This is a genomic window from Pontibaca methylaminivorans (assembly GCF_900156525.1).
Taxonomy (GTDB): domain Bacteria; phylum Pseudomonadota; class Alphaproteobacteria; order Rhodobacterales; family Rhodobacteraceae; genus Pontibaca; species Pontibaca methylaminivorans.
On record NZ_FTPS01000001.1, the window covers coordinates 1,423,180 to 1,444,801 of the forward strand.

The 21,622-nt window shown below is 65.7% G+C and carries 20 protein-coding genes and 1 tRNA gene; 11 read left to right on the top strand and 10 right to left on the bottom strand.

Annotation, left to right across the window (positions count from 1 at the left end):
- The first annotated feature begins 13 nt into the window (after window positions 1-13).
- The 3 genes from B0B01_RS07005 to epsE all read left to right on the top strand — a co-directional run bounded on the left by B0B01_RS07005 (window position 14) and on the right by epsE (window position 2,600).
- Window positions 14-89 (top strand) — tRNA-Thr (locus tag B0B01_RS07005).
- A gap of 189 nt (window positions 90-278) precedes the next feature.
- Window positions 279-1,085 carry a hypothetical protein gene (locus B0B01_RS07010; RefSeq protein ID WP_143733020.1) on the top strand — a complete coding sequence of 269 codons (807 nt, stop codon included), beginning with the start codon at window positions 279-281 and terminating at the stop codon, window positions 1,083-1,085.
- Between the two features lie 243 nt (window positions 1,086-1,328).
- Window positions 1,329-2,600 (top strand): exopolysaccharide biosynthesis GT4 family glycosyltransferase EpsE, encoded by a 1,272-nt coding sequence (gene epsE / locus B0B01_RS07015; protein ID WP_076648999.1) that lies wholly within the window; start codon window positions 1,329-1,331, stop codon window positions 2,598-2,600.
- 12 nt (window positions 2,601-2,612) lie between these two features.
- Here epsE and B0B01_RS07020 read toward each other — a convergent pair whose 3' ends face one another.
- The 8 genes from B0B01_RS07020 to B0B01_RS07055 form a co-directional block, all read right to left on the bottom strand.
- Window positions 2,613-2,885, bottom strand: coding sequence for a hypothetical protein (locus B0B01_RS07020; RefSeq protein ID WP_076649001.1), 273 nt, complete (start codon window positions 2,883-2,885; stop codon window positions 2,613-2,615).
- Between the two features lie 85 nt (window positions 2,886-2,970).
- The gene (locus tag B0B01_RS07025; RefSeq protein ID WP_076649003.1) at window positions 2,971-3,291 is read right to left on the bottom strand and encodes a hypothetical protein; all 321 of its coding nucleotides are present in this window, start codon (window positions 3,289-3,291) and stop codon (window positions 2,971-2,973) included.
- Window positions 3,292-3,702: 411 nt separating this feature from the next.
- On the bottom strand, window positions 3,703-4,074 hold the full coding sequence (gene mnhG / locus B0B01_RS07030) for a monovalent cation/H(+) antiporter subunit G (RefSeq protein ID WP_076649005.1): 372 nt from the start codon (window positions 4,072-4,074) through the stop codon (window positions 3,703-3,705).
- Entirely contained in the window at window positions 4,071-4,352 is a 282-nt protein-coding gene (locus tag B0B01_RS07035) for a K+/H+ antiporter subunit F (protein WP_076649007.1), read from the bottom strand. The genes mnhG and B0B01_RS07035 overlap by 4 nt, the downstream gene beginning before the upstream one ends.
- Window positions 4,349-4,837 (bottom strand): Na+/H+ antiporter subunit E, encoded by a 489-nt coding sequence (locus B0B01_RS07040; protein WP_076649009.1) that lies wholly within the window; start codon window positions 4,835-4,837, stop codon window positions 4,349-4,351. Before B0B01_RS07040 ends, B0B01_RS07035 begins: the two co-directional genes overlap by 4 nt.
- Window positions 4,834-6,555 (bottom strand): monovalent cation/H+ antiporter subunit D, encoded by a 1,722-nt coding sequence (locus tag B0B01_RS07045; RefSeq protein ID WP_076649011.1) that lies wholly within the window; start codon window positions 6,553-6,555, stop codon window positions 4,834-4,836. Before B0B01_RS07045 ends, B0B01_RS07040 begins: the two co-directional genes overlap by 4 nt.
- Complete coding sequence (locus B0B01_RS07050; RefSeq protein WP_076649013.1) at window positions 6,552-6,926, bottom strand: Na+/H+ antiporter subunit C; 375 nt, start codon at window positions 6,924-6,926, stop codon at window positions 6,552-6,554. The genes B0B01_RS07045 and B0B01_RS07050 overlap by 4 nt, the downstream gene beginning before the upstream one ends.
- 1 nt (window position 6,927) lies before the next feature.
- Window positions 6,928-9,843 (bottom strand): monovalent cation/H+ antiporter subunit A, encoded by a 2,916-nt coding sequence (locus tag B0B01_RS07055; RefSeq protein WP_076649015.1) that lies wholly within the window; start codon window positions 9,841-9,843, stop codon window positions 6,928-6,930.
- A gap of 383 nt (window positions 9,844-10,226) precedes the next feature.
- Here B0B01_RS07055 and B0B01_RS07060 point away from each other — a divergent pair, with 383 nt between their 5' ends.
- From B0B01_RS07060 to B0B01_RS07075, 4 genes are all read left to right on the top strand, one after another.
- Window positions 10,227-10,703, top strand: a complete 477-nt coding sequence (locus B0B01_RS07060; protein WP_159438962.1) for a CAP domain-containing protein — start codon at window positions 10,227-10,229, stop codon at window positions 10,701-10,703.
- Window positions 10,704-10,883: 180 nt separating this feature from the next.
- Window positions 10,884-12,236 carry an alanine/glycine:cation symporter family protein gene (locus B0B01_RS07065; RefSeq protein ID WP_076649017.1) on the top strand — a complete coding sequence of 451 codons (1,353 nt, stop codon included), beginning with the start codon at window positions 10,884-10,886 and terminating at the stop codon, window positions 12,234-12,236.
- A 197-nt stretch (window positions 12,237-12,433) separates the two neighbouring features.
- Window positions 12,434-13,699, top strand: a complete 1,266-nt coding sequence (locus B0B01_RS07070; RefSeq protein WP_076649019.1) for an SLC5/6 family protein — start codon at window positions 12,434-12,436, stop codon at window positions 13,697-13,699.
- 59 nt (window positions 13,700-13,758) lie between these two features.
- Window positions 13,759-14,913, top strand: a complete 1,155-nt coding sequence (locus B0B01_RS07075; protein WP_076649021.1) for a phosphoserine transaminase — start codon at window positions 13,759-13,761, stop codon at window positions 14,911-14,913.
- On the opposite strand, the gene ubiB is transcribed toward B0B01_RS07075, so the two are convergent.
- Window positions 14,906-16,444 (bottom strand): 2-polyprenylphenol 6-hydroxylase, encoded by a 1,539-nt coding sequence (gene ubiB / locus B0B01_RS07080; RefSeq protein WP_076649024.1) that lies wholly within the window; start codon window positions 16,442-16,444, stop codon window positions 14,906-14,908. The two genes, B0B01_RS07075 and ubiB, sit on opposite strands and share 8 nt — an antisense overlap.
- Window position 16,445: 1 nt before the next feature.
- The gene (gene ubiE / locus B0B01_RS07085; protein WP_076649026.1) at window positions 16,446-17,198 is read right to left on the bottom strand and encodes a bifunctional demethylmenaquinone methyltransferase/2-methoxy-6-polyprenyl-1,4-benzoquinol methylase UbiE; all 753 of its coding nucleotides are present in this window, start codon (window positions 17,196-17,198) and stop codon (window positions 16,446-16,448) included.
- Window positions 17,199-17,286: 88 nt separating this feature from the next.
- On the opposite strand from ubiE, the gene mutM reads away from it, so the two are divergent.
- From mutM to dnaA, 4 genes are all read left to right on the top strand, one after another.
- Window positions 17,287-18,138 (top strand): bifunctional DNA-formamidopyrimidine glycosylase/DNA-(apurinic or apyrimidinic site) lyase, encoded by an 852-nt coding sequence (gene mutM / locus B0B01_RS07090; protein ID WP_076649028.1) that lies wholly within the window; start codon window positions 17,287-17,289, stop codon window positions 18,136-18,138.
- Between the two features lie 101 nt (window positions 18,139-18,239).
- The gene (locus tag B0B01_RS07095; RefSeq protein ID WP_076649030.1) at window positions 18,240-19,016 is read left to right on the top strand and encodes an enoyl-CoA hydratase-related protein; all 777 of its coding nucleotides are present in this window, start codon (window positions 18,240-18,242) and stop codon (window positions 19,014-19,016) included.
- A 240-nt stretch (window positions 19,017-19,256) separates the two neighbouring features.
- Window positions 19,257-19,520 (top strand): 30S ribosomal protein S20, encoded by a 264-nt coding sequence (rpsT, locus tag B0B01_RS07100; protein ID WP_076649032.1) that lies wholly within the window; start codon window positions 19,257-19,259, stop codon window positions 19,518-19,520.
- 574 nt (window positions 19,521-20,094) lie between these two features.
- On the top strand, window positions 20,095-21,474 hold the full coding sequence (dnaA, locus tag B0B01_RS07105; RefSeq protein WP_076649034.1) for a chromosomal replication initiator protein DnaA: 1,380 nt from the start codon (window positions 20,095-20,097) through the stop codon (window positions 21,472-21,474).
- Window positions 21,475-21,622: the final 148 nt, after the last annotated feature.

Below are 21,622 nucleotides of genomic sequence, written 5' to 3' on the forward strand. Positions count from 1 at the left end.
ACGCGCACACGGGGCCGATGTAGCTCAGCTGGTAGAGCAACGCATTCGTAATGCGTGGGTCGGGGGTTCGAGTCCCTTCATCGGCACCATTCCTCACGACGATGATCCGACATGTCAGCCAATGCCGAGGGACAGGCGTTCAATGTCCGGCGCCATCTTTTCGGCGCTTGGCATCGGGCTCGCGCGCATCAGGCAACGGGCAGTCACCAATTCTTGATCTTCAATCGACAAGAGGCAAAACTGCTTCGGGAGTGACATGGCCCGTGCTGGAGACGTGAATGAGAGTTGTTACACTTGTGCTTGTTGGTTCATTGACATTTGCCAGCCCCGTCATTGCCTGGCCATGGGGCGGCGACAAGGAGCTGGATTTCTCGTCTGTTGAAACGATGCAGAAATCCGTGGACGCGGTGACAAGGGATATGTCACCCGACGACAAGAAGGCATTCGGGCAAGCGCTTCTGGCGATCCTGATGGAAAGGAATCCCGTCACGGGCGCAGCCGAGCCGGGCTTTCCTCAACTCATGGCCATGGGGCAACTGGGCGACAGCTTCTATGACGGGATGAACGTCTGGATGTCGGGGGTTACGGTCGATGAAGTAAAGGCGAAGGCAACCGCCCTTGCGGCACGGGACGCGGCCCAGGCGGATGCGGCCGCGACCGCAGAAGCCGAAAAGCAAAGGAAGGCCGAGGCGCTTGCAGCCCAACAGCAATGCCTGAATGACCGGATCGCCCTTTCCAATGTGCGGGTGGAAAAAGGCGCTTATTCACACAACCTGACCTTTGATATCACCAACGGCCTTTCCTTTGCCATCAGCGGGGTTCAATTCGAATATGTGGTGAGGCAGGACGGCAGGTCGGTTCCGATCAGCAAGGACAAAAGCTCGTTTTCCATTTCCGGCGGTGTCGAGCCCGGCGAGACGAAATCCCTGTCCTACCATTACTCCGGCCCGGCGGGAGAGGCCGGAAAGACGTTCGTCGAAACCCGGATGATAAATGCGTTCGATGCCGTCGAGCGTCCGTTGCTGGACACGAACACAATGTATATGGGCAGACCGGAAGGGTTTTCCGACCAGACATGCGAGTGAGCGCCGGGGCGGCCCGACAGATTTCCCGGCAGCGCCCCCGCCCGGCGACCCTGCATGGCACAATGTGCGGAAAATCCTGCTTTTTCGGCGGGCCGGATCGTGGCAGCATCCGGTCAGGCGCCGAGGACTCCCTTGCGTTGGGAACGGGTCCGGGCATGAGTGGTTGGCAGCCTTGCTCTGCCGGGGCTTGATCGGGCAGCTCGGCCTCGTGTGACGACACGACATTTGCGCCGGAGGGGCGATATGCTGCGAATTGGTTTCTTCATTCCCGAATTTCCCGGGCAGACCCATATATTCCTTTGGCGTGAACGTCAGGCGCTGGCCGAACTGGGGATCGAAACCGACCTGATTTCCACCCGGCTGCCGCCGCGCGCCGTGACCTCGCATGCCTGGGCGGCCGAGGCGCAGCGCCAGACCCGTTACCTCCTGCCGGTCGGGATGGCGGGGATGGCCGCCGCCCTGGCCGAGATGCTGCGCAACCCGGCCGGCGCCCTGCGCGGGATTGCCGCCGCCATGCGGGCGGAAACGACGGGGGGTGCGAAACAGCGGCTGCGCATGCTGGGCCTGCTGCTCATGGGGGCGCGGCTCAAGCGGATCGCGCGGCAGCAGGGCTGGAATCATGTCCATACCCATAGCTGCGCCGACAGCCTGAACATCGCCATGCTGGCCGAGCGCCTGGGCGGTCCCGGTTACAGCCTCACGCTGCATGGCCCGACGCTCGAGGGCTACGGCGTCAATCAGCGGCAGAAATGGCGCCATGCACGCTTTGCCACGATCATCTCGCGGGTGCTGATGCGCGAGGCCGAGCGGCAGATCGGCGTGGACCTTCCGTCGGTCATCAACCTGGCGCCGATGGGGGTGGACCTTGAGCAGATCCGCCGCGCAACGCCCTGGCAGGCGCCGGACGCCACCGGTCCGATACGGATCTTTTCCTGCGGGCGGCTCAACGCGGTGAAGGGGCACGACGATCTGGTCGAGGTCATATCGCTGCTGCGGGATCGCGGCCTTGACGCACGGCTCGAGATTGCGGGCGAGGACGAACAGGGCGGATCGGGCTATCGGCGCGAACTAGAAGCCCTGATTGTGCAGCGGGGGCTTGGCGATCAGGTTCGGCTGCTGGGCGCAGTCAGCGAAACCGTGGTGCGCGAATCGCTGGAGCGGGCGCATATCTTCGCTCTGGCCAGCCTGAACGAGGGCATCTCGGTCGCGATCATGGAGGCCATGGCGATGGAGATGCCGGTGGTCGTGACCGATGTCGGCGGCAATCACGAACTGATCGACAGCGGCCATGACGCGATTCTCGTCCCCGCCTCGGATCCGGCGGCGATGGCCGACGAAATCGCGGGGCTGATCGCAGATCCGGGGCGCGCCGCACGGCTGGCCCGGGCGTCGCGGGCGCGAGTCGCGGCCGATTTTCATCACCGGCGCAGTGCCGAAGCGGTGGCCGACGGCCTGGCCCGAACCCTCCCCGGCGCGCCGTCTCTGGCTCCCGCGCCCGCGACACCGGGGGTCTGACGCCGCGGTCCGTCAGCCGCCGATACGCGTTTCTATTGCCCGCTCCAGCAGGCTCGTGTGCATTTCCTGCCTTATCTTCTCTGCAACGTCATTCACCCATGAGTTGTCCGGGTAAAGCGCCAGCGACTTTTCGATATACAGGTGAACGTCCCGCAGGGCGGCTTCGATGCTTTCGGTTTCGTCGGGTTCGAATTCGACATCGGACAGGTAATCGGACGCATTGCGGGCAAATTCCGAAACCTGCGCGGTCTTGCGGATGATTTCGTCCAGGCTTTTCGGCTCCATGACCTCCTCCGTTACGCGCGCCGGCGATTGCGGCCGGCCTCTCTCCCGATTCTAGGCCGCCGCCCGCCGTCTCCAAGTGCCGCTGTCAGGGCAGGCGCCTTTCCGCGCGGGGCATATCCGCAGAACGGGCGGTGTTTGCGGCGCCGACGGGCGGGCCGGGCCGCGCTCTCCGGCGCCAGAACCGATCCACGATTTCCCGGGTCCAGCCGATGGTGCGGGCCCGGTTCGGGCGCAGCCAGGCCCAGTTTATCATCCCCGCGGGCACGCCGATGACCAGGCCGATCACCCCCGCCCAGACAAAGGTCCAGACGTTGATTTCACCCATCGCAAGCCCCGCCGTCATGGCGACGCCGGCAACACAGGCCACCCAGAGATGAATCAACAGGATGCGAAGCAGCGGAACCATGGTGTCCTCCTTTACCGATCGTTTCGGTCCCCGGCCCGGCGGGCGAAAACGGCCCGCCTGCGGTCGCGGCCTGGTGTCGCACCTGCGACGGCGGGGCCGGGGCTACATGACATCAACGCCCGCATTGTCGTCTTGTTCCCCGAAATCATGGTGGTCCGCCTGCAAATCCTTGGAAAACCGCGAATGATCGTGGCAGGAGGAGCCATGCCGCCGATCCGCCGCCGCCATCTGCCCTCGCTCGTGTTCAAAGGCCGTCGGGACGATTGGATGATATCGCGTATCGCGCGGCGGCTGCCTGTGCATCGCGGGCCGGCGGCCTGATCGGTGATCCAGCCGGATCCGGGTGCGCTGGTGCGAATGCCGCGCGCGGGACGAATGAGCGGACGCCGGCGCTGACGGGCCCCTGTCCGGTCAGTCGCGAGGTGGGGTAAAGTGCGCCCGCTGCACCGGCGGCAGGGTCGGATCCTCCTTGGTGCGGTCGCGCCGCAGCGCTGCGCGCCCCAGCGTGATCAGCGTCGCCGGGGTCGTGGCCACCACCAGCACCACGATCACCAGCTCATGCAGGACCACGCGCCCGCCGAGAAAGGAAAACAGCAGCGCCGAGGCCATCGCGATCAGCGTCACCCCGAGCGTCGTGCCCAGCGTCGGCGCATGCAGGCGCTGATAGAAGGACTGCAGGCGGATCAGCCCGACCGCGCCCAGAAAGGCAAGGGTGGAGCCGAGGATCAGCAGCACCGCGACCAGCACCAGCACAAGAGGGGGAAGGGCGTCGAAACGGCTCATTCGATCACCTCGCCGCGCATGAGGAATTTTGCCAGCGAAACCGTGGTCACGAAACCAAGCAGCGCGATCACCAGCGCCGCCTCGAAAAAGAACGGGCTGGCATAGCGCATCCCCAGAACGATGATCAGCAGGAGCGCGATGAAATACATCGTGTCCATGCCCAGCACCCGGTCCTGCGCCCGCGGGCCGAGCATCATCCGCCAGCAGGCCAGCACCAGCGCCGCCCCGAGCGCGACCTGCGCATAGACAAAGGCGATCTGCAGGAACAGCAGGCTCATTCGAAGATCTCCAGCAAAAGCGCCTCGTAGCGTTCGTGGATCTGCCGGGTGAGATAGGCCGCGTCGATCAGGTCGAGCACATGCAGCATCAGCCGGCCGCTTTCGGGGTCATATTCTACCCAGGTCGTGCCCGGTGTCGAGGTGATGATCACCGCCAGCACGGTCAGCGCATGGCGGTCGCGCAGGGACATGTCCAGTTCGAGAAAGCTCGCCCGCGCGGCACAGGCGTCGGGCCCGGACAGGATCAGCCGGACCACGGCGATGTTCGAGCGCACGACATCGACGGAAACGATCCCCAGAAGCCGGATCACCTTGGTCCAGTTGCGGATGCGCACCGCTGGCATGCCGAGCGGCGCCATGGCGAGCCCCGCGATCAGCGCCACCGCCGCCCCGAGCAGCGCCATGCCCACCGAAAACCGGGTCAGCAGCAGCCAGGCAAGCAGCAGCGTGGCCGACATCAGCGGATGGGGCACGAGGCGGCTCATGGGGCTTCCCCGCTGCCGCCTTCGGCTTCCCGTTCCGCGGCTGCCTCGGCCTTGGCCGGGTCGGCGGTCGGGGTCGAGGTCAGAACGGAATCGGCATAGGCCGGGGGCGCAAGCAGGTCCGCGGCCGTCTGTTGCGTATAGCGCATCGCCTGGTTTCCCTGCACCGTCAGGTCGACCAGCACCACCAGCAGGATGATCACCGGCGCGCTTTCCAGTGCCAGCACCGGGATCCGGTCGCCGGGCGCCACCCAGAACCGCGCGATGCCGAATCGCAGCAGCGCGACCAGCACCGCGAATCCCGATGTCAGCAGGACGGCGATGAAGATCCAGGCGATCACGGGCACCGACCCCGTCGGCCCCGAGGCGCCGGTCACCACGCCCGAGATCATGGCGAACTTGCCGATGAAGTTGGAAAAGGGCGGCACTCCGGCCAGCACCCCGGCCAGCATCATGAACGACACCGCCAGACCGATGGTCGAGGCGGAAAGCGTTATGGCCGGCGCGTCATCGTCCTCGACCGTGTCCATGCCCATCGGTCCCCAGAAATGTTCGGGCTCTTCCGGTTCGGCCTGGGTGTCGGCCTCCTTGTCGTCGGGGGCCTCGCGCGAGAGGGGCTCGGCCAGCAGGAAAAGCGCACTGATCGCAACGGTCGAGCCGAACAGGTAGTAGAGTGCCCCGCCCAGCATCTGTTCGCCGCCGCCGTTCAGTGCAAAGCCGGTGATCGCGACCACCGTTCCCGACGAGATCAGCGTGATATAGCCGGCCTTCAGGGCGAGGCGCGGCACCGAGAGGACGCCGAAGGCGCCGTAAGCCATGGTTGCCATGCCGGCGATGGCCAGTGCCGGGCCCCCGAACCCCTCGATCCCGCCCGAGCCGGGCGCATAGAACAGCATCGACAGCCGCAGGATCGCGTAGGCCCCGACCTTGGACATGATCGCCATCATCGCCGCAGCGGGCGGTGCGGCGGCGGCATAGGTGCGCGGCAGCCAGAAACAGGCGGGCCAGATCGCCGCCTTGACCAGAAACGCCAGCACGAGGATCCCCGATCCGGTCAGGAACAGCGGCCGCTGCTCCATCTGCAGGTCGGACAGCAGGCGCGAGATCTCGGCCATGTTCAGCGTTCCCGCCACGCCATAGATCAGCGCGACCCCGATCAGGAACAGCAGCGAGGCCGCGAGGTTGATCGCGATGTAAAGCAGCCCGGCCTTGATCCGCTCGGGCCCCGACCCATGCAGCACGAGCCCGTAGGACGAGGCGAGCATGATCTCGAAGAACACGAACAGGTTGAAGATGTCGCCGGTCAGGAACGATCCGTTCAGCCCGACCAGGAGGAACTGGAACAGCGAATGATAATGCTGCCCCTTTCCCTGCCAGCCCGCCGCCGTGTAAAGCAGCGCCGGCAGGGCCAGCACCGCGGTCAGCATCACCATCATCGCCGACAGGCGGTCGAGCACCAGCAGGATTCCCATGGGCATCGGCCAGTTGCCCAGCAGGTAAAGCCGGATGTCGCCCTCGCCCCGCATCCGCTCGAGCAGTTCGACCGAAACCCAGAGCATCGCCAGCACCGAGGCGAGCCCGATCCCGAGCTTCAGCCAGCGGCGGCTGTCGCTGTAGAACAGCATCAGCGTGCCCGCGAAGAACGGGATCAGCAGCGGCAGGATCAGCAGATGCTCGGGGCTGGCGAGGATGGTGGTTTCAAAGGAAATGTCCGGGGTCATGTCTGGCCCCCCTCGCCCGGTTCGCGCACCCTTGCGCTTTCGACGCCATCGACGTGATCGGTGCCGGTCGCGCCGCGCGCGGCCATCAGCACCACGAGGAACAGCGCCGTGGTGGCAAAGCCGATCACGATCGCCGTGAGCACCAGCGCCTGCGGCACCGGGTCGGAATAGGCGGTCGGATCGACGAAGCCGCCCTTGGGCATGACCGGCGGCGCGCCGATCCGGGGGCGGCCCATGCCGAAGATGAACAGGTTCACGCCATAGGACAGCAGGCAGAGGCCGATGATCACCTGATAGCTGCGCGGCCGCATCAGCAGCCAGAGCCCCGATCCGATCAGCACGCCGATTGCAATGGCCAGGATCAGCTGCATGTCACACCGCCTCTTCCCGGGGTCCGCCCGCTCCGGCCGGTTCGGGCCCGGGCTCTTCGGGGTCCACATCGGCCAGCGCGACGCCGCTGCCCTTGCGCACCCGCAGCGACTGGTGGGCGATGGCGATCAGCATCAGCACCGTCGCGCCGACCACCGTGGCAAAGACGCCGAGGTCGAACAGCAGCGCCGTCGCCGCCGGGGCACGGCCGATCACCGGCAGGTCGACATATTGCGCGTGCTGGGTCAGGAAGGGATAGCCGAACAGCCAGGCCCCGACCCCGACCAGCATGGCCAGCGTCAGCCCCGCCGCCATCCAGCGCACGGGAAGGACGATGATACGTGCCTCGACCCAGCGGACGTCGCGGGCGAGATATTGCAGCAGAAGCCCGATGGCCAGTGTGACACCGGCAGCGAAACCGCCCCCGGGCAGGTCGTGGCCGCGGAAGAACAGGTAGGCGGAGGCAAGGACCGTCGCGGCAAAGACCCAGTTCATGATGATCGCGGTCACATACATGAAATCGGTGGATCCGCCGCTGTCCATGATCCGCTGCGAATTGGGGACGCCGGCGCTCGCCGGGGCGGGGCGGAAGCGGCGCAGCAGCACGAAGACCGTCAGAGCCACGATGCTGAGAACGGTGATTTCCCCGAACGTGTCGAAGGCGCGGAAATCCACCAGGATGACATTGACGACATTGGTGCCCCCGCCCTCGTCGTAGGAGTTGCGCAGGAACCAGTCGCCGACGGTCAGCCCCGAGGGCATCGCCATCACCGCATAGGCCATCGCCGTCATGCCCATGCCGCCCAGGATCGCGATCAGCAGGTCGCTGCCGCGGCGGATTCGGGCCCGCATGTCGCGGTCGCCCGGGATGCGCTCGTTGCGCTGCGGCAGCCAGCGCAGCCCGAGCAGCAGCAGCACCGTGGTCACGATCTCGACCAGAAGCTGGGTCACCGCGAGATCCGGCGCCGAGAGCCACACGAAGCTCACGCAGGTGACCATCCCCGCCCCGCTCATCAGGATCAGCGCGGCGAAGCGGTGATACTTTGCCTGCCAGGCCGCGCCGATCGCGCAGGCGCCGCCGACCAGCCACAACAGCGCGAAGAGCACTTCCGACAGGCCGATTTCCGGGGTCCGCGGCCACCAGCGGGTGCCCGGCAGCACCAGGATCCCGATCAGCGCCGCAAGCAGCACCAGGATGCGCAGCTGGACCTGCACATGGGTCGTGCCGAACGCCGCGGTCAGCATCTGCGGCAGGGTGCGGGTGGCGACCTGCAGCAGGCGCTCGAACATGGCGACGGCGTCGATGCGCACCATCACGCGCGGCTCCTGCGGTCTGCGGCGCAGAAGGACGTAAAGCAGGGCGCCGCCGCCATAGGCCGCGAGGCTCATCATCAGCGCCGGGGTCAGCCCGTGCCAGAGCCGGATGTGCAGTTGCGGCGCAAGCGGCCCGATGATCGCCGAACCGACCGAAAACAGCAGCCGTTCGGTGGCGCCGGGAAACAGCCCGATGGTCAGGCAGCCGGCGGCCAGCACGGCAACCGGCAGCCACATCAGCGGGCGGGGGTCGTGCGGCTTTTCAACCGGCAGATCGTCGGGCGGCGGGCCGAGAAAGGCGCCGATCGCCAGTTTCAGCGAATAGGTCACGCCGGCCGCCGCTCCGATCACGGCCAGCGCGATGAAGATCTGGCCGGGCCAACCGTTCGCACCCAACTGATGGGCGGCATCGAGAAACATCTCTTTCGACAGGAATCCGTTCAGGAACGGCAGCCCCGCCATGGCCGCGGCGGTGAGCGCCGTGAGCAGCGCGGTGATCGGCATCAGCCGGACCAGTCCCGACAGGCGGCGCAGATCGCGCGCGCCGGTTTCGTGGTCGATGATGCCGGCGATCATGAACAGCGCGGCCTTGAACATGGCGTGGTTGATGATGTGAAACACCGCGACGGTGATCGCAAAGGGCGTTCCGATCCCGGCCAGGGCGGTGATCAGCCCGAGGTGGCTGATGGTGGAATAGGCCAGCAGTTCCTTGAGTTCGGAGCGGAACATGGCGATGACCGCGCCCATCGTCATGGTGATGATGCCGGTTCCCGCGACCAGCCAGAGCCACCAGTCGGTGCCCGCCAGCGCCGGCGCAAAGCGCAGCATCAGGAACACCCCGGCCTTGACCATCGTTGCCGAATGCAGATAGGCGCTGACCGGCGTCGGCGCCGCCATGGCGCCGGGCAGCCAGAAATGGAACGGGAACTGCGCCGATTTGGTGAAGGCGCCCAGCAGGAACAGTATCAGCACCGGCAGATAAAGCGCGTGTTCCCGGATCTGCTCCCCCGCTTCCAGCACGGATTCGATTTCGTAACTGCCGGTGATCTCGCCCAGGAGGATCATCGCCGCCAGCAGGCAGAGCCCGCCCGAGGCGGTCACGATCAGCGAATGGCGCGCCCCGTCGCGGGCCTCGGCCTTCTGGCTCCAGTAACTGATGAGCAGGAACGACATGTAGGTCGTCAGCTCCCAGAACACGACCAGCATGATGATGTTGCCCGAAAGCACGATCCCCGACATCGCCCCGGTAAAGCCGAGCAGGCTGGCATAGAACCGCGGGGCCGGGTCTTCGGACGAAAGATAGCAATGGGCAAAGGTCACGACCAGCAGCCCGATCCCCGCCACCAGCCCGATGAACAGCGCCGCAAAGGCGTCGATCCGGAACCGCAGGTTCAGGCCGATCGTATCGACCCAGTCGATGCTGCGGATGATCGGGCCGTTCGAAAGCTCGGGCGCCAGAACCGACAGGATCGCCAGCATCAGCACCATGGTCATCCCGGCAAGCCATGCCCCCGCGTTGTGGGCGCGCGCATGCAGCGTCACTACCGCAACCGCCATCAGAAATGGCAGGATGACGAGAGTGATCAGCAGGCTTTCATAATTCATCCGCTCAGGGCTTCCCGGCTAGGTTGCGGAGTTTTCTTATAGGGCGCGTCTCGTTTCAACACAACGCGAGCAAGGGCGAAAAGTTGTAACAGTTCAGTCAGGTGGAAGATTTTTGCCTGTCCCGCGCGGTTTCTGCCCGGGGTTGCGGCGCGACCGGTCCGCTCCGGTCCCGGCTGCGCGTGTGGCCGCCTTCGCCGGCGCCGTCTCGCACCGGCCCGCGGCGCGCTGCGCCCGCTCAACCCTGGCGGCATCGCGCCCGGTGCGCTGCTCGTGAAATGCGGGACGGGCACCGGTCGGCCTTGCGCTCCGGTAGCGATTGCGGAACTCTGCGGGACAGGGACGGGCGTTGCAATTCGTTGCAATTCCAGGAGGGGAGCGCGGGGATGAATTCGATCCGGGCCGTGTTCGCGGCATTGCTTGTGGCATCGCTTCTGCCCGCGCCTGCGGCAGCCGCGCCCTGCACGACGCCGGATCCGTCGGGGCAGGTCGTGGCGCAGGTGATCCGGTCGATCAACACGCTGCGCCTGCAGGCCGGGCTCGTGCAGCTCCGGCCTTCTGCCGCACTGGCCCGGGCGGCGCAGGATCACGCCTGCGACCTGGCGGCACAGGGCCGGATTTCGCATGTCGGCAGCAACGGGAGCCGCCTTGCCGACCGGCTGGCCCGCACCGGGCAGGGCTTTGGAAGCGCGCGGGAAAACGTCGCGCAGGGGCCGCCCGGTCATGATGTCGTCGCGTCATGGATGGGGTCGCGGGGACATCGGGCCAATCTTCTGGCAGGAGATCTGCGCGAGATCGGGCTCGGCGCGGCGCTTGGTGCGAACGGGCATGTCTTCTGGGTGATGACCGCCACCGGCCCCTGAGCCGGCGCGGACACGGGCGGAGTCCGCCCCTTGCCGATCTGCTCGTAAACTCTTTGCGTGCGATAACAAATCCGTTACGCTCCTCCACCAGCGGCCGGCCGGCCATGCGAAACGGGGTGCGCCGGACCATTTGCGGACCGGTCGCGCTGCAGGTGCAAACAAGTGTAAAAGGTGTGTTCCATGGAACATCTGCATAATGCGGTCAGCTGGCTGAACGATCTGGTCTGGGGCATTCCCATGATCGTCCTGATCCTGGGAACCGGCTTTTACCTGCAGGTGCGGCTGAAGTTCATGCCGCTCGCCAAGATCATCTACGGCTTCCGGATGATCTGGCTCAGCCGCAAGCCCGGCGCCGAGGCCGAGGGGCAGATCACCCCTTTCGCGGCGCTGATGACCGCGCTGTCGGGGACCATCGGCACCGGGAACATCGCCGGTGTGGCGACCGCGATCACCTTTGGCGGGCCGGGAGCGCTGTTCTGGATGTGGGCCACCGCCTTCGTCGGCATGGCAACCAAATATGCCGAGGTCGTGGTCGCTGTGAAATACCGCGAGGTGGACGACCGGGGCGAACATTCGGGCGGGCCGATGTTCGCGATCCGGAACGGACTGGCGCGGCGCTGGCACTGGCTGGGCTTTGTCTTCGCGCTGTTCGGCGGGCTTGCCGGGTTCGGCATCGGCAACATGGTGCAGGCCAACAGCATTTCGGAGGCGATGGGCAAGGCCTTTTCCATGCCTCCCTGGGCCACCGGCGTGATCCTGACCCTTCTGGTCGGGCTCGTGGTTCTCGGCGGGATCAAGCGCATCGGCGCGGTCGCCGAAAAGGTCGTGCCGACAATGGCGATCTTCTACATCCTTTGCGTCCTGGTGATTCTCGTCCTCTTTGCGGATCGGGTGCCGGGCGCCTTCGCGACCATCTTTTCCGATGCCTTTACCGGCACCGCCGCCGCCGGCGGTTTTCTTGGCTCGACCGTGCTGATGGCGATCCAGCGCGGCGTGGCCCGGGGCATCTTTTCCAACGAGGCGGGGCTTGGCACCGCGGGCATCGCCCAGGCGGCCGGTTCGACCTCGGACCCGGTGTTTTCCGGCGTGGTCGGGATGATGGGCACCTTCATCGACACGATCATCGTCTGCACCATGACCGGGCTTGCGATCATGGTGACCGGGGTCTGGGTCGATGGCGAGACCGGTGCCGCGCTGACCTCGACCGCGTTCGAGACCGCCCTGCCCGGCTTCGGCAGCTATCTGCTGGCCTTTGCGCTGGCGCTGTTTGCCTTTACCACGATCCTTGGCTGGGCCTATTACAGCGAGAAATGCTGGGAGTTCCTCTTCGGCACCGTTTCGACAATGCCGTTCCGCGTCGTGTTCACGATCATCGTGTTCTTCGGCGCGACCCAGAGCCTCGATTTCGCCTGGCTGGTTGCGGATACGCTGAACGCGCTGATGGCGATCCCGAACCTGATCTCGCTGCTGCTGCTCAGCCCGCTGGTCGTGAAGCTTACCAACGAATATTTCGCCAATCCCCCGCATCGGTGAACCGGGCGCCATGACTCGGGCGCCTGTCCCGGGCAACCTGTCCCGGGCGGCCCTGTCTCTTGCACCCGCCGTGAAAATTGTGTTCCATAGTATACATTGCAGTGACGCCGCCCCGGCCGTGCAGGACTCCCATGCGACAGCACGCCGCCAGCCGGACCGGTCGCCACGAGGAGCAGGCCCGAAGCAGGAGAATCGCGATGCCAGGCACGTCCCGAGCCCGCCCGCTGGATGAGGCGCCAGGTCCCGCCTGGAGCCACCACGACACCGTCTGGATGCTGAGCCTGTTCGGAACCGCCGTCGGCGCCGGCATCCTGTTCCTGCCGATCAATGCCGGGCTCGGCGGGTTCTGGCCGCTGGTCGCCATGGCGCTGCTGATCGGGCCCATGACCTATTATTCGCATCGCGGGCTGTCGCGTTTCGTCTGTTCCGGCAGCAGGCCGGAAACTGACATCACCGAGGTCGTCACCGAACATTTCGGCCCCGCCGGCGGGCAGATCATCACCATTCTCTATTTCCTGGCGATCTATCCGATCGTGCTGATCTATGGGGTCGGCATCACCAATACGGCCGGCAGCTTTCTGGTCAATCAGCTTGGCATGGCCCCGCTGCCGCGATGGCTCCTGTCGGGGGTGCTGATCGCGGGGATGATGCTGGTCATGATCGCCGGCGAAAAGGCGATGCTGGTGGTGACGCAATGGCTGGTCTATCCGCTGGTGGCGATCCTGATCTTCCTGTCGCTTTACCTGATCCCCGAATGGAACCTCGCGGCGGTGCGCGAGACCACGCCGGTTTCCGAGGCCCTGCCGGTGATCTGGCTGACGCTGCCGGTGCTGATCTTTTCCTTCAATCATTCGCCGGCGATCTCGCAGTTCTCGGTGGCGCTGCAGCGCGAATATGGTGCCGCCGCGCCGCAGAAGGCCGGGCAGATCCTGCGCTACACCGCTGTGATGCTGGTCGGATTCGTGATGCTGTTCGTGTTTTCCTGCGTGCTCGCGCTCTCGCCCGAGCAACTGGCCGAGGCCAAGCAGCAGAACCTGCCGATCCTGTCCTATCTGGCCAATGTCCACGCCAGCCCCTTCATCAGCTATTTCGGGCCGCTGATCGCCTTCACGGCCATCGTCTCGTCCTTTTTCGGGCATTATCTGGGCACCGCCGAGGGGCTCAAGGGCATCCTGCGCGGCTTTCTGGTCAGTGACCGCTTTGCCGCCACGCGACGGATGGATTACCTGATCGCGGGCTTCGTGTTCTTCACCACCTGGGGCGTCGCGATCCTGAATCCGTCGATCCTCGGCATGATCGAGACGCTGGCCGGCCCGGTGATCGCGGCGATCCTTTATCTGATGCCCATGTATGCGATCCACAAGGTACCGGCGCTCGCCCCCTATCGCGGTGCGGTGTCGAATGCCTTTGTGACGGTGGCGGGGATTGTCGTCATCAGCGCGATCTTCTACGCGCTGGTCTAGCGCAACTCGCGCGCGGCCGCGCCGCAGTCCGCGTTCCCGCAAGGAGCCACCGAACCACCATGCGAGCCACCCTGATCGAGCGCCCGCAAAAGCGCCCCGGAAATCCCCGGTTTTCCTCGGGTCCCTGCGCCAAGCGGCCGGGGTTTCGGCTCGACGGTCTTCGGGGCGCGCCGCTCGGGCGCAGCCATCGCTCCGACATCGGGCGCGAGAAGTTGCGCACCGCACTTGATCAGAGCCGTGAAATTCTTGGCATTCCCGACAGCCACCGCATCGCCATCCTGCCCGGATCCGACACCGGCGCGTTCGAGGCGGCCATGTGGAACCTGCTCGGTCCGCGTCCGCTCGAGGTGCTGGTCTGGGACGAATTCGGCGCGCGCTGGGCCGAGGATGCGGCGCAGCAGCTTGGCCTTGAACCCGAAATCCGGCGCGTTCCCTATGGTGACATCGTCGATCTCGCCGCCGTGAACTGGGATCGCGACGTCTGCTTCACCTGGAACGGGACTGCCTCGGGGGTGCGGATACCGGAAAGTGCGGAAATCCCGGCCGGGCGCGGGGGGCTTGTGCTTTGCGATGCGACGAGCGCGGCCTTCGCCATGGACCTGCCGTGGGAGCGGCTCGATGCGGTGACGTTCTCCTGGCAGAAGGTGCTGGGTGGCGAAGCGGCGCACGGGATGCTGGTTCTTTCGCCCCGCGCGGTTGCGCGGCTGGAAAGCCACCGCCCGCGCTGGCCGGTGCCGCGGCTGTTCCGCCTTACCCGCGACGGGCACCTGATCGACGGCATCTTTCGCGACGAGACCATCAACACGCCCTCCATGCTTTGTGTCGAGGATTACCTGCAGGCGCTGTGCTGGGCGCGCGAGATCGGCGGCCTGCCGGCGCTGGTCGCCCGGGCGGAGGGGAACGCCCGCACGGTCTGGGAATTCTGCGAAAGCCGCGACTGGATCGAGAACCTTGCCCGCGATTCCGCGACGCGTTCGACCACCAGCGTCTGCCTGCGCCTTGTCGATGCCCGGATCCGCGATTCGCGCGCTTTCGTGCAGAATCTGACCGCCCGGCTCGAATCCGAAGGAGTGGCCTTTGATATCGGCGCCTATCGCCATGCCCCGCCGGGGTTGCGCATCTGGTGCGGGGCGACGGTGGAAAAAGCCGATGTCGAGGCGCTTCTGCCCTGGATCGAATGGGCCTATGAAAGCGAAATCGCCGCGCTCAGGTGACCTGGGCGATCCCGAACCCCGCGGCCGCCCCGATCAGCAGCGCAAGCATTGTCGCCAGAACCAGCAGCGGCCAGCGCCGCCGTCGCCGCACCGGCGGGGGAGGCGGGCCGGCCTCGCGCATCAGCGCCGCCTCGACCATCCCCGGCAGGCGCGGACCGAATCGCGCCATGACGCGGGCGGTGCGGGCAAGATCGTTCATCAGCGCACGCGGGCCGATGGATTTCTTGATGTAATCCTCGACGACGGGGCGCGCCACATGCCAGATGTTCATGTTCGGATTGAGCGAGCGCGCCACGCCCTCGACCACCACCATGGTGCGCTGCAGCAGGATAAGTTCGGTTCGGGTCTGCATGCCGAACCGTTCCGTTACCTCGAACAGATAGGCCAGCAGCCGCCCCATCGAGATGCGCGAGGCATCGCGCCCGAAGATCGGCTCTCCCACCGCGCGGAGCGCCCGGGCGAATTCATCCACGTCGCGGTCCGGCGGCACGTAACCGGCGGCGAAATGCACTTCGGCGACCCGGTGATAGTCGCGGCGGATGAAACCATACAGGATCTCGGCATAGACCCGGCGGGTATATTCGTCGATATGCCCCATGATGCCGAAGTCATAGGCGATGATGTCCCCGTTCGGCGCGACCTTGAGATTGCCCTGATGCATGTCCGCGTGAAAATAGCCGTCGCGCAGCGCATGTTGCAAAAACAGCCGCAGCACGCGTTCCGACAGGGCCACGCGGTCATGGCCGGCGGCGTCGATCGCGGCATTGTCGCCAAGCGGCACGCCCTCGGCCCAGCCGAGCGTCATCACCCGGCGCGACGACAGGCTCCAGACGATCTCGGGCACGGCGAACCCCGGGTCATCCGCCGTATTCGCGGCAAATTCCGAGGCAGCCGCGCTTTCCAGCCGCAGGTCGAGTTCGCCCTGCACCACCCCGTCAAAATGGGCGATCACGTCCATCGGCCGCAGCCGCCGCGCGCCGGGCGCAAGCCGTTCGATCATCTGCGCCGCAAGGTAAAACGCATCAATATCCTTGCGGAACGCCCTTTCGATCCCCGGGCGCAGCACCTTGACCGCGACCTCCTGCCCGGTGGCGGCAAGGCGCGCATGGTGAACCTGGGCGATCGAGGCGGCCGCGATCGGTTCGCTGAACTCGGAAAACATCGTCGCGAGCGGCTGGCCAAGCTCTTTCTCGACCTCGGCCCGGGCAATCTCAAGCGGGAAGGGCGGCAACTGGTCCTGCAGCACCCGCAGCTGCGTGGCCAGGCTGTCGCCGACCACATCGGGCCGGGTGGAAAGAACCTGCCCGAACTTGATATAGGCCGGGCCCAGCGCCGTGATCGCGCGGGTCGCCGGCGGCATGGCGGGGTCGCCCCTGTAGCCAAGCCACCTGAAGGGCTTGCCCAGCGCATGGGCGACGAAGCGCAGCGGTTTCGGCGCATCGAAAGCGTCGAGCACCACGTTCATCGCACCGCTGCGCTCAAGCGTCGCGCCGGTGCGGATCAGGCGCCAGATGTTGTGAGGCCCGCGCATCTCAGATCTTCCAGCCGGAATGCAGCGCCGCTATGCCGAGACTGAGATTGCGATAGGATGCGTTTTCGAATCCGGCGCTTCGGATCATGGCCAGGAACGTCTCCTGATCCGGGAAGCGGCGGATCGATTCGACCAGATACTGGTAGCTGTCGCGGTCCTGGGCGATCACCTGCCCCATGCGCGGAATCACGTTGAAGCTGTAGAGATCGTAAAGCCGTTGCAGCGCCCGGTTCGGGATCTGCGAGAATTCGAGCACCATGAGCCGCCCGCCCGGGCGCAGCACGCGGAACGCCTCGGCCAGCGCATCCTCGGGGCGGGTCACGTTGCGGATGCCGAAGCTGATCGTGTAGACATCGAAACTGTTGTCGGCAAAGGGCAGCGCCATGGCATCGCCCGTCAGCCAGTCGAGGCTGTCGGCCATCTGCGCCGCCTCGGCGCGCTTGCGTCCCTCGACCAGCATCGATTCGGTCAGGTCGACCACCGTCACATGGCCCGATCCGGCGCGTTTCAGGAAGCGGAAGGCGATGTCGCCGGTGCCGCCCGCCACGTCCAGCAGGCGCTGCCCCGGCCGCGGCGCGAGCCAGTCCATCATCGCGTCCTTCCACAGGCGGTGGATGCCGCCGCTCATGACGTCGTTCATCACGTCATAGCGCGACGCGACCGAGGTGAAGACGCCGCGCACGCGCCCGGCCTTTTCGCTTTCTGGAACGGTCTGATAGCCGAAATGCGTGGCCTTGTCGTCGTGTTCGGGCATCCGGGGATCCTGTCGCCTGGCGGTGTCGTCCCTGTTATAGAGTGCCTGCGGCTGCGCACAATGCGCCCCCTTCGCCACAGGAGCCCCCATGCCCGAACTGCCCGAGGTCGAAACCGTTCGCCGCGGCCTTGCGCCTGCCATGGTCGGACAGGTGATCGAAAGCGCCGAGATCCGCCGCCCCGACCTGCGCTGGCCGTTCCCGCCCCGCATGGCCGAACGCCTTGCCGGGCAGCGGGTGGACAACCTGCGGCGGCGGTCGAAATACCTGCTTGCGGATCTTTCGGGCGGGGAAACGCTGCTTGTCCATCTGGGAATGAGCGGGCGGATGACGGTTGCGGGGCTTGCGCCCGGCACCTTCCACCACGGGCAGGGCGGCGCGCCGAAACACGATCATGTCGTGTTCCATATGGAAAGCGGTGCGCGCATCACCTTCAACGACCCGCGCCGTTTCGGCATGATGGATCTGGTCGCGCGTGAAGAACTTGAGGCGCATCGCCTGCTCGCCGGGCTCGGGCCGGAGCCGCTCGGCAACGGGTTTCACGCGGATTACCTTGCCGCCGCGCTGCGGGGGCGGCGCAGCTCCATCAAGGCGATGCTGCTCGATCAGCGCATCGTTGCGGGGCTTGGCAACATATATGTCTGCGAGGCGCTGTTCCGGGCCGGCATCTCGCCCGTGCGGCAGGCGGGGCGGATTTCAGCGCTGCGCATCGGGGCGCTTGTCCCGGCGATCCGCGAGGTGCTGGAACAGGCGATCGCGGCCGGCGGGTCGAGCCTGCGCGACTTTCGCCAGGCCGACGGGGCGCTTGGTTACTTCCAGCACAGTTTCGACGTCTACGGCCGCGAGGGACAGCCCTGCCCGCACCCGGATTGCGGCGCTGCCATCCGGCGGCAGGTGCAGGGCGGGCGATCAACCTTCTACTGCCCGGCCTGCCAGCGTTGACGCCTGCCGCGCCGCCGGTCCCGGGCGCGCGAGAGAGCTTGAAGATGAGGGCCCGCGTGCTAAGGACTCTCGGCTGAGGCAACAACCGAAGGGCCCGTTTGATGGCATTCGAGACGATCACCGTTGAAATCGAGGATCACGTGGCGCTGATCCGGCTCGACCGGCCGGAGGCGCTGAATGCTCTCAACCGGGAGCTTGCCGGCGAGCTGTGTCAGGCGCTGCGCGAGGCCGACGCCAACGACAAGGTGCGCTGCATTGTCCTGTCGGGATCGGAAAAGGCCTTTGCCGCCGGGGCGGATGTCAAGGAAATGGCCCGGCTGCGCTATGTCGAGGTTTTCGGAGACAACCTCTTCGCCGGCCTGAACGACCAGTTCGCCGCCACGCGCAAGCCGATCGTCGCCGCCGTTGCCGGTTATGTCCTTGGCGGGGGCTGCGAACTGGCCATGGCCTGCGATTTCATCATCGCCGCCGATACCGCGAAGTTCGGCCTGCCCGAGATCAACCTCGGCATCATTGCCGGAATCGGCGGCACGCAGCGGCTTGTCCGCGCGGTCGGCAAGGCCAAGGCCATGGACATGAACCTGACTGGTCGGTTCATGAACGCCGACGAGGCCGAGCGCGCCGGGCTGGTGAGCCGCGTCGTCCCGGCCAAGAAGCTGATGGAAGAGGCTATGGGCGCGGCCCAGAAGATCGCCGAGAAATCCCAGATCAGCGTCATGGCCGCGAAGGAGGCGGTGAACCGCAGCTTCGAGACCACGCTGGCCGAGGGCATCCTGTTCGAGCGCCGCCTGTTCCATTCGATGTTCGCCACCGAGGACCAGAAAGAAGGAATGGCCGCGTTCCTGGAAAAGCGGCAGGCGCAGTTCCGCGACAAATAGTCCGCCCGGCAGGGCTATCCGTGCCGGATCTGGTGCCGGATTCGCGCCGGGACAGGCCGGTCTGCGACGTTTCGCCCCGGATTCGGTTGCAACCTTCGGGAAATACGGGTATGCGCCGCGCCAGACATGCGCGCGCGGCCCGCTTTGGCCTGAAACGAAATCGCCGTATCCGGTTGGCACGGATCCGCGTTGCGCCTGAAACCGTATATATTGCAACGCTCCGCAGAAAGGTCAGCCCTTATGGCAAATACGCTTCAGTCCCGCAAACGGGTCCGCCAGATCGAATCCCGCACCGCCGTCAACAAGGCGCGTCGTTCGCGCATCCGCACCTTTATCCGCAAGGTCGAAGAGGCAATCGCCTCGGGCGACAAGGATGCGGCCAGCGCGGCCCTGCGCGCGGCCCAGCCGGAACTGATGCGCGGCGTGACCCGGGGCGTCTTTCACCGCAACACCGCGGCCCGCAAGATTTCGCGGCTTTCGGCCCGCATCAAGGCAATGGGTTGATCCGGGGCTGTCCGCGCCCCTGATCACAACCATGACGGGACAACCGTGACAGGCGCCGCCCCCTTGGGGCGGCGTTCCTGTTTTCATGATCGGAAACATGCCGATTTTCGGGTTGTCTGGATTCGTTCCGCGCAAAGCGCGAGTCAATGGGATAGTTTCATTGCCGCGTGATGGAAGAAGTTGCTAGGACATGGGGCAGCGATTCACTCGCCTGGGGGACAGGCTGCCAGCCGGCCATTTCCGATCCGTTCGGGCATGGCCACCAGCAAGGCCACGATAACCGGTGCTGCGCCGGGGATGTGGCACGCCGTTCACGGCCGTTCGGCCAGTGAGTGGCCTGTCGTGAAAGATGATAGCGTCCGGCCATTGGACGCAACGAGTATGTGTTGTCATGCAACGCAGGGTTGATGTGCTGGCCGGATGTTTTGCCCGTTTCGTGCGGGCACCGCAAATCCTTTACGGGTCTGCGATCCCTATCCCCGTGCCGTGAGTCCGAAAACCGGGAGCGATTCCCGGGCGAACAAGGATCAAGATTTGCCGGAGAGCCGGCGACTGGCTTGTCTAGGGGCACTGCATGATACGGGAAAAATGGGACGATCTGAGGGAAACGCTGCTGCGGACCGTAGGAGAGAACAATTTCAGGACCTGGATCGAACCGCTCCGGGTCGTCGAGGTGCAGGACGGGATTGCGCTTTTCGACGTGCCGACCAATTTCATGGGCAACTATGTGGCGCAGAACTTTTCTGACGCCATCCTGCATGTCCTGAACACGAACGGCGAATCGGTTCAGCGGCTGTCGTTCCAGGTTCCGGCCGAATTCGGCGAGCGCACGTTGTCGAATACGATGCCCAATCCGGCCCCGACCGTGCGCCGCGAAGCGCCGACCGCCACGCCGGCGAGGGCAGGAGATGCGATCCAGACCGCCCCGCTTGAACCGCGTTTCACCTTTGACAGTTTCGTGGTCGGCAAGCCGAACGAGCTTGCCCATGCGGCGGCGCGGCGGGTGGCCGAAGGCGGTGCCGTCACCTTCAATCCGCTGGTGCTTTACGGCGGGGTCGGGCTCGGCAAGACGCATCTCATGCACGCGATCGCCTGGGAGCTGAAGGCGCGCAAGCCCGAGCTGAACGTGCTCTATCTCTCGGCCGAGCAGTTCATGTATCGCTTCGTGCAGGCGCTGCGCGAGCGCAAGATGATGGATTTCAAGCATCTGTTCCGCTCGGTCGATGTGCTGATGGTCGATGACGTGCAGTTCATCGCCGGCAAGGAATCGACGCAGGAGGAATTCTTCCATACGTTCAACGCGCTGGTGGACCAGAACAAGCAGATCATCATTTCCGCCGACCGCGCGCCGGGCGAGATCAAGGAACTTGAGGACCGGGTGAAATCGCGCCTGCAATGCGGGCTGGTGGTCGATCTGCACCCCACGGATTACGAGCTTCGCCTCGGCATCCTGCAATCCAAGGTTCTGCAGTATCAGGACAGCTATCCGGGACTCGAACTTGCCCCCGGCGTGCTTGAATTTCTAGCCCAGCGCATCTCGACCAATGTGCGCGTGCTGGAAGGGGCGCTGACGCGGCTTTTCGCCTTTGCGTCGCTGGTCGGGCGGGAGATCGACATGGACCTGACGCAGGATTGCCTCGCGGACGTCCTGCGCGCGGCCGAACGCAAGATCACGGTCGAGGAAATCCAGCGCCGGGTGTCGGAATATTACAACATCCGCCTCAGCGACATGGTGGGCCCCAAGCGGCTGCGCTCCTTTGCGCGGCCGCGGCAGGTGGCCATGTATCTGTCCAAGCAACTGACCAGCCGGTCGCTGCCCGAGATCGGGCGCCGCTTCGGCGGACGCGATCACACCACCGTCATGCACGGCGTGCGCCGCATCGAGGAGTTGAAGCAGACCGACGGCCAGATCGCCGAGGACGTGGAAATGTTGCGTCGCACGCTGGAAGCGTAAACAGCGGCTTGCCGGCCTTGCCCCCTGTCCGGGTGCCGAATTTCCATGCTTCCCTCTTGACGGGCCTGCGTTTCATGCGAAGAAATCTACAACTCATCCGCCCGGGCCGGGCGCTGCATGTGGGCCGGGGAAGGCCAGGGCTGCCCCG

Excerpts from the sequence above, each read along its gene's own strand:
- B0B01_RS07025 (WP_076649003.1), bottom strand. The coding sequence starts at position 3,291 with ATGGTTCCGCTGCTTCGCATCCTGTTGATTCATCTCTGGGTGGCCTGT.
- dnaA (WP_076649034.1), top strand. The coding sequence starts at position 20,095 with ATGATACGGGAAAAATGGGACGATCTGAGGGAAACGCTGCTGCGGACC.
- B0B01_RS07010 (WP_143733020.1), top strand. The coding sequence starts at position 279 with ATGAGAGTTGTTACACTTGTGCTTGTTGGTTCATTGACATTTGCCAGC.
- B0B01_RS07020 (WP_076649001.1), bottom strand. The coding sequence starts at position 2,885 with ATGGAGCCGAAAAGCCTGGACGAAATCATCCGCAAGACCGCGCAGGTT.
- ubiE (WP_076649026.1), bottom strand. The coding sequence starts at position 17,198 with ATGCCCGAACACGACGACAAGGCCACGCATTTCGGCTATCAGACCGTT.
- B0B01_RS07050 (WP_076649013.1), bottom strand. The coding sequence starts at position 6,926 with ATGCAGCTGATCCTGGCCATTGCAATCGGCGTGCTGATCGGATCGGGG.
- B0B01_RS07065 (WP_076649017.1), top strand. The coding sequence starts at position 10,884 with ATGGAACATCTGCATAATGCGGTCAGCTGGCTGAACGATCTGGTCTGG.
- B0B01_RS07075 (WP_076649021.1), top strand. The coding sequence starts at position 13,759 with ATGCGAGCCACCCTGATCGAGCGCCCGCAAAAGCGCCCCGGAAATCCC.
- rpsT (WP_076649032.1), top strand. The coding sequence starts at position 19,257 with ATGGCAAATACGCTTCAGTCCCGCAAACGGGTCCGCCAGATCGAATCC.
- B0B01_RS07035 (WP_076649007.1), bottom strand. The coding sequence starts at position 4,352 with ATGAGCCTGCTGTTCCTGCAGATCGCCTTTGTCTATGCGCAGGTCGCG.
- B0B01_RS07045 (WP_076649011.1), bottom strand. The coding sequence starts at position 6,555 with ATGACCCCGGACATTTCCTTTGAAACCACCATCCTCGCCAGCCCCGAG.
- B0B01_RS07095 (WP_076649030.1), top strand. The coding sequence starts at position 18,240 with ATGGCATTCGAGACGATCACCGTTGAAATCGAGGATCACGTGGCGCTG.
- B0B01_RS07070 (WP_076649019.1), top strand. The coding sequence starts at position 12,434 with ATGCCAGGCACGTCCCGAGCCCGCCCGCTGGATGAGGCGCCAGGTCCC.
- ubiB (WP_076649024.1), bottom strand. The coding sequence starts at position 16,444 with ATGCGCGGGCCTCACAACATCTGGCGCCTGATCCGCACCGGCGCGACG.
- mnhG (WP_076649005.1), bottom strand. The coding sequence starts at position 4,074 with ATGAGCCGTTTCGACGCCCTTCCCCCTCTTGTGCTGGTGCTGGTCGCG.
- B0B01_RS07055 (WP_076649015.1), bottom strand. The coding sequence starts at position 9,843 with ATGAATTATGAAAGCCTGCTGATCACTCTCGTCATCCTGCCATTTCTG.
- B0B01_RS07040 (WP_076649009.1), bottom strand. The coding sequence starts at position 4,837 with ATGAGCCGCCTCGTGCCCCATCCGCTGATGTCGGCCACGCTGCTGCTT.
- mutM (WP_076649028.1), top strand. The coding sequence starts at position 17,287 with ATGCCCGAACTGCCCGAGGTCGAAACCGTTCGCCGCGGCCTTGCGCCT.
- B0B01_RS07060 (WP_159438962.1), top strand. The coding sequence starts at position 10,227 with ATGAATTCGATCCGGGCCGTGTTCGCGGCATTGCTTGTGGCATCGCTT.
- epsE (WP_076648999.1), top strand. The coding sequence starts at position 1,329 with ATGCTGCGAATTGGTTTCTTCATTCCCGAATTTCCCGGGCAGACCCAT.